Annotated in this window: 11 protein-coding genes, 1 tRNA gene and 1 pseudogene; 7 read left to right on the top strand and 6 right to left on the bottom strand. The window is 69.2% G+C overall.

Annotation, left to right across the window (positions count from 1 at the left end):
• Positions 1-304, top strand: a 304-nt coding sequence (nadA, locus tag GXZ33_RS07410) for a quinolinate synthase NadA (RefSeq protein ID WP_291340200.1), incomplete at its 5' end; no start/stop codon positions are given.
• Here the strand turns inward: nadA and GXZ33_RS07405 are convergent.
• From GXZ33_RS07405 to GXZ33_RS07395, 3 genes are all read right to left on the bottom strand, one after another.
• Positions 305-1,444, bottom strand: coding sequence for an HNH endonuclease signature motif containing protein (locus GXZ33_RS07405; protein WP_291340199.1), 1,140 nt, complete (start codon positions 1,442-1,444; stop codon positions 305-307).
• A gap of 99 nt (positions 1,445-1,543) precedes the next feature.
• A complete protein-coding gene (gene mfd / locus GXZ33_RS07400) occupies positions 1,544-5,191 on the bottom strand; it encodes a transcription-repair coupling factor (RefSeq protein ID WP_291340201.1) in 3,648 nt (1,215 codons plus the stop codon).
• Positions 5,192-5,199: 8 nt separating this feature from the next.
• The gene (locus tag GXZ33_RS07395) at positions 5,200-5,832 is read right to left on the bottom strand and encodes a TetR/AcrR family transcriptional regulator (RefSeq protein WP_291340198.1); all 633 of its coding nucleotides are present in this window, start codon (positions 5,830-5,832) and stop codon (positions 5,200-5,202) included.
• A gap of 79 nt (positions 5,833-5,911) precedes the next feature.
• Here GXZ33_RS07395 and GXZ33_RS07390 point away from each other — a divergent pair.
• Positions 5,912-5,983: transfer RNA gene (locus GXZ33_RS07390), tRNA-Gln, on the top strand.
• Between the two features lie 17 nt (positions 5,984-6,000).
• Here the strand turns inward: GXZ33_RS07390 and GXZ33_RS07385 are convergent.
• Both GXZ33_RS07385 and GXZ33_RS07380 read right to left on the bottom strand, forming a co-directional pair.
• Positions 6,001-7,014, bottom strand: coding sequence for a 2-oxoglutarate and iron-dependent oxygenase domain-containing protein (locus tag GXZ33_RS07385; protein ID WP_291340197.1), 1,014 nt, complete (start codon positions 7,012-7,014; stop codon positions 6,001-6,003).
• A 77-nt stretch (positions 7,015-7,091) separates the two neighbouring features.
• Positions 7,092-7,922, bottom strand: a complete 831-nt coding sequence (locus tag GXZ33_RS07380) for a MetQ/NlpA family ABC transporter substrate-binding protein (RefSeq protein WP_291340196.1) — start codon at positions 7,920-7,922, stop codon at positions 7,092-7,094.
• 105 nt (positions 7,923-8,027) lie between these two features.
• Between GXZ33_RS07380 and GXZ33_RS07375 the strand changes: the two genes are divergently transcribed.
• The 5 genes from GXZ33_RS07375 (at position 8,028) to GXZ33_RS07355 (ending at position 12,732) form a co-directional block, all read left to right on the top strand.
• On the top strand, positions 8,028-9,257 hold the full coding sequence (locus tag GXZ33_RS07375) for an MFS transporter (protein ID WP_291340195.1): 1,230 nt from the start codon (positions 8,028-8,030) through the stop codon (positions 9,255-9,257).
• A 91-nt stretch (positions 9,258-9,348) separates the two neighbouring features.
• Positions 9,349-10,827, top strand: coding sequence for a bifunctional UDP-N-acetylglucosamine diphosphorylase/glucosamine-1-phosphate N-acetyltransferase GlmU (gene glmU / locus GXZ33_RS07370; RefSeq protein ID WP_291340194.1), 1,479 nt, complete (start codon positions 9,349-9,351; stop codon positions 10,825-10,827).
• A gap of 10 nt (positions 10,828-10,837) precedes the next feature.
• Positions 10,838-11,815 (top strand): ribose-phosphate diphosphokinase, encoded by a 978-nt coding sequence (locus GXZ33_RS07365; protein WP_291340193.1) that lies wholly within the window; start codon positions 10,838-10,840, stop codon positions 11,813-11,815.
• Between the two features lie 124 nt (positions 11,816-11,939).
• On the top strand, positions 11,940-12,134 hold the full coding sequence (locus GXZ33_RS07360) for a hypothetical protein (protein WP_291340192.1): 195 nt from the start codon (positions 11,940-11,942) through the stop codon (positions 12,132-12,134).
• A complete protein-coding gene (locus tag GXZ33_RS07355) occupies positions 12,121-12,732 on the top strand; it encodes a Fic family protein (protein ID WP_291340191.1) in 612 nt (203 codons plus the stop codon). The genes GXZ33_RS07360 and GXZ33_RS07355 overlap by 14 nt, the downstream gene beginning before the upstream one ends.
• Here GXZ33_RS07355 and GXZ33_RS07350 read toward each other — a convergent pair.
• Positions 12,713-12,927, bottom strand: a pseudogene (locus tag GXZ33_RS07350) (MFS transporter); the annotation flags it as partial. The gene GXZ33_RS07355 and the pseudogene GXZ33_RS07350 overlap by 20 nt on opposite strands.

Below are 12,927 nucleotides of genomic sequence, written 5' to 3'. Positions count from 1 at the left end.
TGTCCACATGCTCTCCACCGGCCAGATGCTCGACGAGGCCAAGAACCAGCAGACCGGCACCGTCCTGGTCGCCACCGAGGTGGGCATGCTGCACCAGCTGCGCCAGACCGCCCCGGAGATCGACTTCCAGCCGGTCAATGAGCGCGCATCCTGCTCCTACATGAAGATGATCACCCCGGCCGCGCTGCTGCGTGCCCTGGCCCTGGGCGTCGATGAGGTGGACGTGCCCGAGGAGACCGCCGATGCCGCGCGCGAATCGCTCGAGCGCATGATCGCGGTCGGTCAGTCGGGCCTGGGCGAGTAGTCAGGCCCTCCCGGCGGCGATGAGTCCCATCGCCGACAACTCCCTCAGGGGGTGGATGTTCCTCTTCGGTGGGCCGCCGTCGGGCGGGTGGAACACCACCCCGCCGGGTTGTCGTTCCAGGCGGCCGTTGCGGGGTGGGGCGTCCGGGTCGTCGTCGTTGCGGGCGTTGTGCACCTGGCAGGCGACGGTCATTTCCGCGACGTTGGTGTTCCCGCCCCTCTTCCACGCCGTGAGGTGGTGGGCCTGGGAGTTGTCGGCGGAGGTGGTGCACACCGGGGTGGGGCACAGCAGGCTCTCCGCGGCCAGGAGCATCCGTTGCTTCGGGCTGGCGGTGCGTTCGGAGCGGTAGAGATCGACCGGCCCTTCCACGGGGTGGTAGATGCCGGCGTAGTGGTGGTCGGCGGTGACCTGTTCGACCAGTTCCTTGCCGGTCATGGTGGTGCCGTCGGTGAGTCCGAAGACGGTGTCGTCACCTTCGCGGCGCAGGACCTGCGCCCATTCGGGGACGGGGACGACGATGAGCGGGACCGGGGGTGTCGGTCCGGTGGGGCCGGTGCCGCCGGCGAGCAGGGCGTCGGCCATGGCCTGTTCGTAGGTGAGTTTCGGGTTCCCGCGGCGGAGGCGCCGGGCGGTGGGCAGGAGGCTGTCGAGGAAGGCGGTCATGTGCCGTTCGGGGAGGGTGATGGTGGCGGTCCGCAGGCCGCGGGCGTCGGTGTTCTTCCCGCCCTTGAGGGAGCGGCCGGCGAAGGCCTTCTTCTCCGCGTCGGTGACGTTGCGGTTGAGGTCGCGGACGCGTGCGGAGGCGGCCCGGTCGATCTCGTCGACGGTGCCGCGCAGCCGGCAGAGTTCGGCGCGGAGCTCCCATTCGGTGACTGCGGCGCCGGGCAGCAGTTTGCGGGTGTGCTTGTCGACGACCCGCAGCGCATCCAGCGACAGCCCGCCCTCCCGCGCCGCGTCCACCGCCACGGTCTGCAGCTTCCGGTGTCTGGTCGGTCCGAGGAAGACCTCGGCGAGGCGTATCCAGGCGCCGGCCTCGCGGAAGCCGAGGTCGATGATGCGCTGCCTGGTGAGGTGACCGGAGGCGATGGCCTCCAGCACCGTCACGCCCCGCAGGGCCTCCATCGCAGCGACAATGTCCATGCCCCGGACGATAAGGGGTGGGGAGGGTGGCGTCGACAAGTATGACCACCGGCCTGTGGACAACCCGGGGTTGTCCACAGAAACAGCGTCCCGCGGAGTCTAGCGTTTGACTTCCGCCACGGAGAACACCTTCTTCTCCGTCGGGGTGCCGCCGGTGACGTCGGTCTCCTCGATGTCGAACATGCTGGACAGGAAGTCGGCGATCCACTGCAGCAGCTCGAGGTCGCGGAGGTTGGGCTGCCCTGCGCCGCGGCCGGCCTTGGGGAAGGACACCTGGATGGCCTGCGCCGCCGCACGGTAGGTCGAGCCCGGGAAGAGGCGCTTGAGCCGCACCTGCTTCGAGTCCGGCAGCTCGACGGAGCCGATCTTGATGCGGGTGCCCTGGACGATGATCTCCGAGATGCCGGCCCGGCGCGCCTGGTGGCGGAGGCGAGCGACCGCGAGCAGGCGGGAGACCTCCTCGGGGACGGGGCCGTAGCGGTCCTCCATCTCCTCGACGGCCAGGCGCAGGTCGGTCTCCGACTGGGAGGCGGCGAGCTTGCGGTAGACCTCGAGGCGGAGGCGTTCGGAGTTGATGTAGGACTCGGGGATGTGGGCGTCGACGGGCAGGTCGATGCGGATCTCCTTGGGGCCCTGATCGGTGGCGTCCAGCACCTTCCCCGAGGCGAGTGCCTTGTAGGCGTCGACGGCCTCGCCGACGAGGCGGACGTAGAGATCGAAGCCGACGCCGGCGATGTGGCCGGACTGCTGGGCGCCGAGGACGTTGCCGGCGCCGCGCATCTCGAGGTCCTTCATGGCGACGGCCATGCCGGCGCCGAGGTCGTTGTGCTGGGCGATGGTGGCGAGGCGGTCGTAGGAGTTCTCGGTGAGGGTCGCGCCCTTGGGGTAGAGGAAGTAGGCGTAGCCGCGTTCGCGGGACCGGCCGACGCGGCCGCGCAGCTGGTGGAGCTGAGAGAGGCCCATGTGGTGGGCGTTCTCGACGATGAGGGTGTTGGCGTTGGCGATGTCGAGGCCGGTCTCGACGATGGTGGTGCAGACGAGGACGTCGTACTCACGGTCCCAGAAGCCCTGGACGGTCTTCTCGAGGAGTTCCTCGGACATCTGGCCGTGGGCGACGACGATGCGGGCCTCGGGGACGAGGTCGCGGAGTTCGCGGGCCTTCTTCTCGATGTCGGCGACCTTGTTGTGGATGAAGAACACCTGGCCGTCGCGGAGCAGTTCACGGCGGATGGCCGCGGCGATCTGCTTCTCCTCCTGCGCGCCGACGTAGGTGAGCACGGGGTGGCGGTCCTCTGGTGGGGTGAGGATGGTGGTCATCTCACGGATGCCGGCCATCGACATCTCCAGGGTGCGCGGGATGGGGGTCGCGGACATGGTGAGCACGTCGACGTTGTGGCGCAGGGCCTTGATGTGTTCCTTGTGTTCGACGCCGAAGCGCTGCTCCTCATCGACGATGATGAGGCCGAGGTTCTTCCAGTGGACACCGGTGGCCAGGAGGCGGTGGGTGCCGATGACGATGTCGACGGCCCCGTCCGCCAGACCCGCGATGATCTCCTTCGCCTCGGCGTTGGAGGTGAAGCGCGACAGGCCGCGGATGGTGACCGGGAAGCCGGTCATGCGTTCCTCGAAGGTGGCCAGGTGCTGCTGCGCGAGCAGCGTGGTGGGCACGAGCACGGCGACCTGCCTGCCGTCCTGCACGGCCTTGAAGGCGGCGCGGACGGCGACCTCGGTCTTGCCGTAGCCGACGTCGCCGACGATGACGCGGTCCATGGGGACGTTGGACTCCATGTCCTCCTTGACGGCGTCGATGGCGAGCATCTGGTCCTCGGTCTCGACGAAGGGGAAGTTGTCCTCCATCTCCTTCTGCCAGGGAGTGTCGGGTGCGAAGGGGTGGCCCGGCGCGGCCTGGCGCTTGGCGTAGAGCTCGACGAGTTCGCCGGCGATCTCGCGGACGGCGGCGCGGGCCTTCTTCTTGGTGTTCTTCCAGTCGGAGCCGCCCATCTTCGACAGGGTCGGGGACTCGCCGCCGGAGTACTTCGAGAGCAGGTCGAGCGAATCCATGGGGACCCACAGCTGGTCGGCGGGCTGGCCGCGCTTGGAGGCGGCGTACTCGAGGACGATGTACTCGCGTCGCGACGTCTCGTCCCCGGCGTGGATCGTCCGTTCCGCCATCTTGAGGAAGCGTCCGATGCCGTGGGTCTCGTGGACGACGTAGTCACCGGTCCTGAGGGCGAGGGGGTCGACACGGTGGCGACGACGGGCGGGACGTCGCTTGGCGCCGGCGATGTCGCCGACGCGGTTGCCGGTGAGGTCGGTCTCGGTGATGACGACGAGGGGCAGGGCGGCGGCGGCGCGGTGCTTGCGCACCTTGTCGAATACGACGCCCGCGTGGCTCAGCGCCTGGTAGAGGGTGACCTCACCCGGGGAGGGCTCCCAGCCGGGCGTCGCGACGCGGGCGGGGACCCCGGCCTCGGCGAAGCGCTCCACCATGCGCCTGATCGCGCCGGGGGCGGGGGCGATGAAGGCGGCGCGCCCGCCGGCGGTGGTGTGGGCGACGAGCAGCGACATCATGGAGGCGATCTCCTTGATGTCGCCGCGCGGGGTGGGGCCGGCGTCGAAGTCGAGGGGCAGGGTGTCGGCGTCGTCGGCCTCGAACATGCCCGTGGGTGAGAACGTCCACCACGGCTGGCCCGCCTTCCGGGCCCCCGCCTCGAGGGACTCGTAGGAACGGTAGGAGGAGGACTCCAGGTCCAGGCCCTCGGCGGCGACGGGACCGGACGCGCCCATGGCGGCGGCCTCCCAGCCGGCCGCGAGGAACTCGGCGTCGGTGGCGGCCAGGTCACTGATGCGGGTGCGGATCTTCTCCGGGTCCACGAGCAGGAGGTGGGTGTCGTCCGGCATGAGTTCCGGCAGGGTCGCCATCCGCGTGTCGACGAGCGCCGGGATCAGCGCCTCCATCCCGTCCGCCGGGATGCGGTCGGAGATCTTCGTCAGCAGCTCCACCAGGGTGGCGTTGCCGGGGTGCTCCCGGGCCAGTTCGGCGGCCCGGGCGGCGATGCCGTCGGTGATGGGCAGCTCCCGCGCCGGGTAGACCTCCACGTGGGAGACCTCCACCTCGGGGATGGTGCGCTGGTCGGCGACGGCGAAATAACGGATGTCGGTGATCTCGTCGCCCCAGAACTCGACGCGGACGGGCTGGTCGGCGGTCGTCGGGAAGATGTCGAGGATGCCGCCGCGGGTGGCGAACTCACCCCGGCGCGCCACCATGTCCACGTGACTGTAGGCGCGGAAGACGAGCTGCTCGACGAGATCGGTGAAGTCGTGCTCCTCCCCCACCCGCAGCCGGACCGGCGCGCGGCCCTCCACCTCGGCGAGCAGCGGCTGGCAGAAGCCACGGGCGGCGGTGACGATGACGGACAGGTGGTCGTCGGCAAGCAGATCGAGGACGCGCGCCCGCTGGCCGATCGTGTCGACGCCCGGCGACAGACGCTCATGCGGCAGCGTCTCCCACGACGGGAACCAGGCGACCTTGTCGCCGAGCATGGCGCGCAGCTCGGCGGTGAGGTCCTCCGCCTCACGGCCCGTCGCGGTGACGACCAGCACCGGTGCGTGGTGCGCGAGCGTGCCGACGGCCCACGGACGCACCTGGTCGATGCCCGTCAGATGCAGGCGCCGGGCACCGACGTTGGCGACCATGCCCTTGAGCTTCGGATCGGTGGCCGCGACCTTGAGCAGACCGGCGAGCATGGGAGGCGTCACTTCTTCTCCTCCAGCTGAGCGGTGACCTCATCCGACAGGGTCGGGTGCGGCGTCATGCCGGCCAACCCGTTCCAGCACAGGTTGACGATGTGCGCCGCCACGACCTCCTTCGCCGGCTCCCGCTCATCGAGCCACCACTGCGCCGTCATGGACACCATGCCCACCAGCGCCTGCCCGTAGAGGATGGCCACATCCGGGTCCAGCCCCTGCTTCTCGAAGGAACGGCCCAGAATGTGCGACACCTGCCCGACCGCCGTGTTGAGCAGCGTCGCATAGGACTGGTCCTGGCCGGGCACCAGGTCCCGGACGAGGATGAGGAAACCGTCGGTCTCCTCCTCGACGTAGGTGAGCAGGGCGATGACCGCCTGCTCGATGCGCACCCGCGACCGGCCGAAGGACAGGGCCTCGGTGATGATCTGCTCCAGACGGATCATCTCCCGGTCGACGACCACCGCGTAGAGCCCCTCCTTGCCGCCGAAGTGTTCGTACACGACGGGTTTGGACACCGCGGCCCGCGCCGCGATCTCCTCCACGCTCGCGCCCTCGAAACCACGCTCGGCGAAGACCTCACGCCCGATCGAAATGAGCTGCTCGCGCCGCTCCTTGCCCGTCATCCGCTGTCGAACCATGCCCACCAGCCTATCCCGACGCGGCGTTTAGTCCCCAGCCACACGTCAGGTACGCTTGTCTACGCGATTCAACCCGCAGTTCCCCGTGGTGTAATTGGCAACACTCTGGTTTTTGGTACCAGCTTTCCAGGTTCGAGTCCTGGCGGGGAAGCTTGTTGTTCCCGGGTGTCAGCCCAGGCTGGCGGCGAGTTCCGCGTGGTAGCGGGCGGTCGTCTCGGGGTGGGCACGCAGACGCGACTTGAGGGTGTTGAGGCCGGAGATGTCGAAGATCTCCTGGTTGTTCATGTCGCGCCCCAGGCCGCGGGCCTCCTGTGCCAGCTCGGCGGGCAGCTCGATGCGCGGGAAACGGGCGTCGAGGTTCGGGGTGAGGAAGAAAGGGATGGAGAAACGCGAGGTGCCGGGCGGGGACGGCAGCACGCGGTGCGGGGTGGAGACGAGGTAGCCGTCGGTGGCGGCCTCCAGGAGCTCACCGATGTTGACGATGAACAGGTTCGGCAGCGCCTCCACGTCGAACCACTCGCCGTCGCGCTGCACCTGCAGACCCCCGGACCCCTCCTCGGGGAGCAGGAGGGTGAGCACGCCGGCGTCGTGGTGGGCGCCGACACCCTGGCCGGCCTCACCGTTGGACGGTGCCGGATAGTGGGCGAGCTTCATCATCGGGTGGGGGTGGTCGAAGATGTCGTCGAAGTAGTCCGGGGCCTGGCCCAGGGACTCGGCCCACGCGCGCAGGAGGTCGAGGCCGACGGCGGAGAGGCGGTCCTGCCAGTCGGTGATGAGCGGCTTCATGCGCGGCAGCGCGCTCGGCCACGGGTTGGGGCCCTCGAGGACGCGCCACGGGTGGGTGTCCAGTGCCTCGTTCCACGCCGGGCGGTCGGCGCCGTAGTCGATCTGCTCCCGCCAGTCGAGCTTGCCCTGGGTGAATTCCTCACCGAGTCGGGAGTAGCCGCGGTAGTGCGGGTTGTCGGTGAAGGCGATCTCCTCCTTCGCCTCCTGCGGCAGGGCGAAGAACTCCTTGGCCACGGTGAACATCTCGGCCTGCAGTTCCTCGGGGATGCCGTGGTCGGCGAGGTAGAAGAAGCCGATCTCGTGGGTCACCTGGCGCAGGCGGGCGATCTCGCGGTCACGCTCGGGGCCGGTGCCGGTGAGCGTGGCGAGGGAAATGACGGGGAGGGAGGTGCTCATGTGGGATCCTCGGAATGTAAATAGACTGCTTTGTCTGGAAAGAGTAGGGCATGGGCGCGGGGGCGGGTGTATTTTATTCACTCACCCGCGACGGGGACGACGGCGGAGCCGTAACGCTCCCGGATCCATTCCGCGGTCGCGGCGGAGGTGAGGGACTCCCGCAGGGCGCGCACGCGCGGGTCCTCGACCGCGTCGGCGGCGGCCACGAGGATGTTGGCGTAGGGGTTGTCCTCGGGATCCTCCGTGATGAGGCCGTCCGCGACCGGGTCGTACCCCGCCTCCAGCGCGTAGTTGGAGTTGATGACCGCGGCCGCCACCTTCGGATCATCCAGCGTGCGGGTGACCAGCTCGTCCTCGACCGGCACGAACTGCAGGTTGCGCGGGTTGCCCACGATGGAGGCGAGGGTGATCTGCGAGACCGCCGCCGGATCGAGTTCGACGTTCAGCGCCAGCAGGCCGTGGTCATGGAGGAGCAGCAGCCCGCGGGCGAAGTTGCTGGCACTGCGCGGGAGGGCGACGGTCGCCCCCTCCGGGATATCGGCGATATCGGCGTATTTCTGCGAGTAGAGCGAGATCGGTTCGATGTGGACCGGGGCGAGCACCTCCACCCCGTCCTGCCCCGTCTGCTCCTGCCAGTCGAGCAGATAGGGCGCGTGCTGGAAGAAGTTGACGGGGATGCTGCCGTTGACCAGGGCGGCGTTCGCCTCGGGACCACCGGTGACGATGGAGATGTCGAGCTCGAAGCGGTCATCCTGCTCGTCGACCCACTCGAGGATCTCGGCGTGGGGCGTCGAGGAGGCGAGGATCCCCAGGGGGCTGTCCGGATCGGCGGAGGCCTGCGAGCAGGCGACGAGCAGGCCGGAGGTGAGGGAGGCGGCGGCGAGGGTGGAGAGGGTGCGGATCTTCATGGGGTGCCCTTTCATCGTGGTGAACCATTCTGTCCGAATAATATAGACCGCTCAGTCTCTGGCAGGTCACATTATTTTCACCCCTCCCCGACTAAGGTCGGAACAGTGAGCAACCCCTCCCGCGAAGAGCACGCCGCCCGCCGCTTCATCTGGTCGAACGGCCTCCAGGGCGTCGGCGACCAGATCGTCGCCGCGAAGACGGTCCTGCCCTGGCTGCTGCAGGCCGCGGGCGCGCCGGGCTTCTTCATCGCCCTGCTGGTGCCCATCCGCGAGTCCGGCTCGATGCTCCCCCAGGCCGCGTTCACCCCGTGGGTGACCACGCAGCGTTCCCGCAAGCGGATCTGGGTCATCGGCTCCCTGGGGCAGGCGGTGGCCGCCGCGTTGATCGGCCTCGCGGCCCTGCTTCTCGACGCCCTCCCCCTCGCCCTCACCGTCACCCTCCTGCTCGCGGTGCTCGCCGTGTTCCGTTCGCTGTGCTCGATCGCCTCGAAGGACGTGCAGGGGCGGACGATCAGCAGGGGCCACCGCGGGGTCATCACCGGGCGGGCGACGGCCGTGGGTGGCGCGGCCTCCCTGGCCGTGGGACTGTTCCTCGAATGGCTGGGCACCCCGGTCCCGACGTGGGTGCTGGCGGCGCTCATCTTCGCCTCGGCGGCCGCGTGGGCGGTGGCGGCGATCGTCTTCCACACCATCGACGAGCCCGTCTCCGGGGAGGATCCACAGGGGCTGCAGCGCGGCTGGTGGGCCGACACATGGGGCCTGTTCACCGGTGACCGCGAGTTCCGCCGGTTCGTCATCGTCCGGTCCCTGCTGCTGGTCTCGGCGTTGTCGACGGCGTTCATCGTCACCCTCAGCCAGGAGATCGGTTACGGGCTCACCGGCCTCGGCGCCTTCCTCATCGCCTCCGGGCTGGCGGCGGTGCTGGGCGGGCGGATCTCCGGCATCTGGTCGGACGTCTCCTCCCGCAACGTCATGAGCTGGGCCTCCCTGGCCGCCTCCGTGGTGCTCGTGGCGCTGGTCGCGGCGGCGACGTGGCTGCCCGGCGAGGTCAACGCCTGGCTGTTCCCCGTCGGGTTCTTCCTGGTCAACCTGGCGCACACCGCGATCCGGGTGGCCCGCAAGACCTACATCGTCGACATGGCCGAGGGCGATGAACGCACCCGTTACGTCGGTGCCGCCAACACCCTCATGGGCGCGATCCTGCTGCTCGTCGGCGCGGTCTCCGGTGCCGTCGCCCAGCTGGGTTCCGGTGCGGCACTGCTCTTCCTCGCGGCAATCGGTTTCATCGGCGTGGTGGCGGCCCGTCGGCTGCGGGACGTCTCCGCCGGTCGTTAGGCGAATCCACCGACCCCGATGTACCCACGCACCGCGGTCGGGACCGATATGCTGAACCGGACCCCCGCGACCACCCAAGGAGATCGAAGTCATGCCCCAGAAAAACAGCTGCGCCGTGGTGGTACTCGCCGCCGGCGCAGGCACCCGCATGAAGTCCGCGAAGCAGAAGACCCTGCACGAGATCGGTGGGCGCACCCTGCTCTCCCACGCCCTGCACGCCGCGGCCGGCGTCGACCCCGAGCACATCGTCGCAGTCGTCGGCCACCAGCGTGACCAGGTCGCCCCGGCCGCCGAGGCCGTCGCCGCGGAACTGGGCCGCGAGGTCCTGCAGGCCGTCCAGGAGGAGCAGAACGGCACGGGCCACGCAGTCCAGTGCGGTCTGGGCCCGATCCCGGACTTCGACGGCACGGTCATCGTCACCAACGGTGATGTCCCGCTGCTCACCTCGGAGACGCTGCGCACGCTCCTGGAGGCCCACACCTCATCCCCCACCGCCGTCACCGTCCTGTCCATGCTTCTCGACGACCCCACCGGTTACGGCCGCATCGTCCGCGACGACTCCGGTGAGGTCACCGCCATCGTCGAGCAGAAGGACGCCACCCCGGAGGTCCTGGAGATCAACGAGGTCAACTCCGGTGTCTTCGCCTTCGACGGCGCCATCCTCCGCGATGCGCTGACGAAGCTGGACACCGACAACGCGCAGGGCGAGCTCTACATCACCGACGTCCTCGGCATCGCCCGCGGGGCCGGGCACCCGGTGCGCGCCCACGTCGCCGCTGACCCGCGTGAGCTGGCCGGCGTCAATGACCGCGTCCAGCTCGCTGAGGCGGGCCGGGAGCTCAACCGCCGCACCGTCGAGGCCGCCATGCGCGGGGGTGCCACGGTCATCGATCCGGCGTCGACCTTCATCGGCGTGAACGTCACCATCGGGCAGGACGTGGTCATCCACCCGGGCACCCAGCTGTGGGGCGCCACCTCCATCGGTGACAACACGGTCATCGGCCCGGACACCACCCTCACCGACATGACCGTGGGCCGCGGTGCCTCGGTGATCCGCACCCACGGCGAGCGTTCCGTCATCGGCGAGAACGCGACCGTCGGCCCGTACACCTACATCCGCCCGAACACCGTCCTCGGCGAGGGCGGCAAGCTCGGCGGCTTCGTCGAGGCGAAGAACGCACAGATCGGCCGCGGCTCCAAGGTCCCCCACCTGACCTACATCGGCGACGCCACCGTCGGCGAGGAGTCCAACATCGGTGCCTCCTCCGTCTTCGTCAACTACGACGGCGTCACCAAGCACCACACCACCATCGGCTCCCACGTCCGGACCGGTTCCGACACCATGTTCATCGCTCCGGTGACGGTCGGTGACGGGGCGTATTCCGGGGCAGGTACAGTAATCCGCGAGGACGTTCCCCCGGGAGCCCTCGCCGTGTCCGGTGGACCGCAGCGCACCTTCGAGGGCTGGGTCGAACGGAAGCGACCGGGCAGCCCGGCCGCGGAGGCGGCGGCCGCAGCGCGGGCAGCCGGGGAATCTGAGAACGACAACGCAACCAACCAGGAAGGTTAAGCGGCACATCATGACTCCGCACTGGACTGAAAGCCAAAAGAACATGATGCTGTTCTCCGGGCGTGCACACCCGGAGCTCGGCGAGGCAGTGGCGAAGGAGCTCGACTACGAGCTCACCCCGACCACCGCACGGGACTTCGCCAACGGCGAGATCTTCATCCGCTTCGAGGAGTCCGTGCGTGGCGCGGACTGCTTCGTCATCCAGTCGCACACGCAGCCGCTGAACAAGTGGCTCATGGAGCAGCTGATCATGATCGACGCGCTCAAGCGTGGCTCCGCCAAGCGCATCACCGCGATCCTGCCCTTCTACCCGTACGCCCGTCAGGACAAGAAGCACCGCGGCCGTGAGCCGATCTCCGCCCGCCTGGTCGCCGACCTGCTGGCCGCCGCCGGCGCGGACCGTATCGTGTCCGTCGATCTGCACACCGATCAGATCCAGGGCTTCTTCGACGGTCCGGTCGATCACATGCACGCCATGCCGATCCTGACCGACTACATCATCTCCAAGTACTCCCTGGACAACCTGTGCGTCGTCTCCCCGGACGCGGGTCGCGTGAAGGTCGCCGAGAAGTGGGCCAACACCCTGGGTGGCGCCCCGATGGCCTTCGTCCACAAGACCCGCAGCGTGGACGTGGCCAACGAGGTCGTGTCCAACCGCGTCGTCGGTGACGTCGAGGGCAAGGACTGCATCCTCCTCGACGACATGATCGACACCGGCGGCACCATCGCCGGCGCCGTCCGCGTGCTCAAGGAGGCGGGCGCGAAGTCCGTCGTCATCGCCTGCACCCACGGTGTCTTCTCCGACCCGGCCCGCGAGCGTCTCTCCGAGTGCGGCGCGGAGGAGGTCATCACGACCGACACCCTGCCGCAGTCCACCGAGGGCTGGAAGAACCTCACGGTCCTGTCCATCGCCCCGCTGCTGGCCAAGACGATCCACGAGATCTTCGAGAACGGTTCCGTCACCACCCTCTTCGAGGGCGAGGCCTAGGCCAACCTTTTCATGCCGTCAGGGCCCGCCTCCACTCCCGGATGCGGGCCCTGACGGTATCTTTCTGCTTCTCGACGCCCCATCCCTCGGGTAAACTGGACGAAATGCCAGGAAGGATTGGTGCATGGGATCCACTATGACCCGGACCACGACCACCACCGAACGCGCCCGGCGGGTGTCCGTCGCGCGCCACAACGGCCGCATGGAGGGCGTCGAGGTGACCCCCGAGATGCGCGCCGACGCCGACGAGTACATCTCCGGGGCGCTGAGCGCCGCCGATCTCCTGGCCCGCACCCGAGCCCGATATGGCCTTCACTGACGGGCCGGACCCGTACCTCGACCCGCTGACCGGCGTCTTCCGCAACAAGGTCGGCGCCCGCACCCCGGAGGCGCTGAGAGCCGCCGAGGGAGATCTCAGCTTCGCCCGGATGCTGGAGCTTCTCGACGATCCCCCGCCCCACACCACCGACCTCGCCGAACTGCGCGCCATCCACCGCCACCTGTTCCAGGACGTCTACGACTGGGCCGGGGAGCTCCGCACCGTCGATCTGCGCAAGACGGCCGACCCCTTCCTCCCCGTGCCGATGATCGAGCGCGCCGCCCACCACGCCTTCGAGGAGCTGCGCGCCGAGAAGTACCTGCGGGGGCTGCCCCGTCACCGTTTCATCGGGAGGCTGGCCCACCACTACGACCAGCTCAACTACATCCACCCGTTCCGGGAGGGCAACGGCCGCGCCCAGCGTTATTTCTGGTCCCGGGTCGCCCGCGAGGCGGGGTGGGAGCTCGACTGGCGCTCGGTGGAGGGACCCGTCAACGACGAGGCCTGCCGCATCGCCGCCGAGAAGCAGGACCTGGGTCCGCTGCGGGCGATGTTCGGGGAGGTCGTCGTCGGCCCGGTCACACCTTCCGGGGAATGAGCCGCTGCGCCCCGGCGGCCAGGACCAGCGCGGCCGCCGCCACCCAGAACGCCACCGGGCCGACGCCCAGGTAGATCGGCAGGAAGGTCGCCGGCGCCGCCGCGGAGCCGAAGAAGCGGAAGGCCTGCACCGTGGAGATCAGGGAGGGCCCGCCCGGCGCGCTGATGACCGCCAGGTTGACCGTCGCCTGCATCC

Source organism: Corynebacterium sp. (assembly GCF_012838985.1).
Classification (GTDB): domain Bacteria; phylum Actinomycetota; class Actinomycetes; order Mycobacteriales; family Mycobacteriaceae; genus Corynebacterium.
This window is presented reverse-complemented; position numbering and strand designations above follow the sequence as displayed.

What these genes read in the sequence shown, in the direction of transcription:
- GXZ33_RS07405 (WP_291340199.1), bottom strand. Translation starts at nt 1,444, where the DNA reads ATGGACATTGTCGCTGCGATGGAGGCCCTGCGGGGCGTGACGGTGCTG.
- mfd (WP_291340201.1), bottom strand. Translation starts at nt 5,191, where the DNA reads ATGCTCGCCGGTCTGCTCAAGGTCGCGGCCACCGATCCGAAGCTCAAG.
- GXZ33_RS07395 (WP_291340198.1), bottom strand. Translation starts at nt 5,832, where the DNA reads ATGGTTCGACAGCGGATGACGGGCAAGGAGCGGCGCGAGCAGCTCATT.
- GXZ33_RS07385 (WP_291340197.1), bottom strand. Translation starts at nt 7,014, where the DNA reads ATGAGCACCTCCCTCCCCGTCATTTCCCTCGCCACGCTCACCGGCACC.
- GXZ33_RS07380 (WP_291340196.1), bottom strand. Translation starts at nt 7,922, where the DNA reads ATGAAGATCCGCACCCTCTCCACCCTCGCCGCCGCCTCCCTCACCTCC.
- glmU (WP_291340194.1), top strand. Translation starts at nt 9,349, where the DNA reads ATGCCCCAGAAAAACAGCTGCGCCGTGGTGGTACTCGCCGCCGGCGCA.
- GXZ33_RS07365 (WP_291340193.1), top strand. Translation starts at nt 10,838, where the DNA reads ATGACTCCGCACTGGACTGAAAGCCAAAAGAACATGATGCTGTTCTCC.
- GXZ33_RS07360 (WP_291340192.1), top strand. Translation starts at nt 11,940, where the DNA reads ATGGGATCCACTATGACCCGGACCACGACCACCACCGAACGCGCCCGG.
- GXZ33_RS07355 (WP_291340191.1), top strand. Translation starts at nt 12,121, where the DNA reads ATGGCCTTCACTGACGGGCCGGACCCGTACCTCGACCCGCTGACCGGC.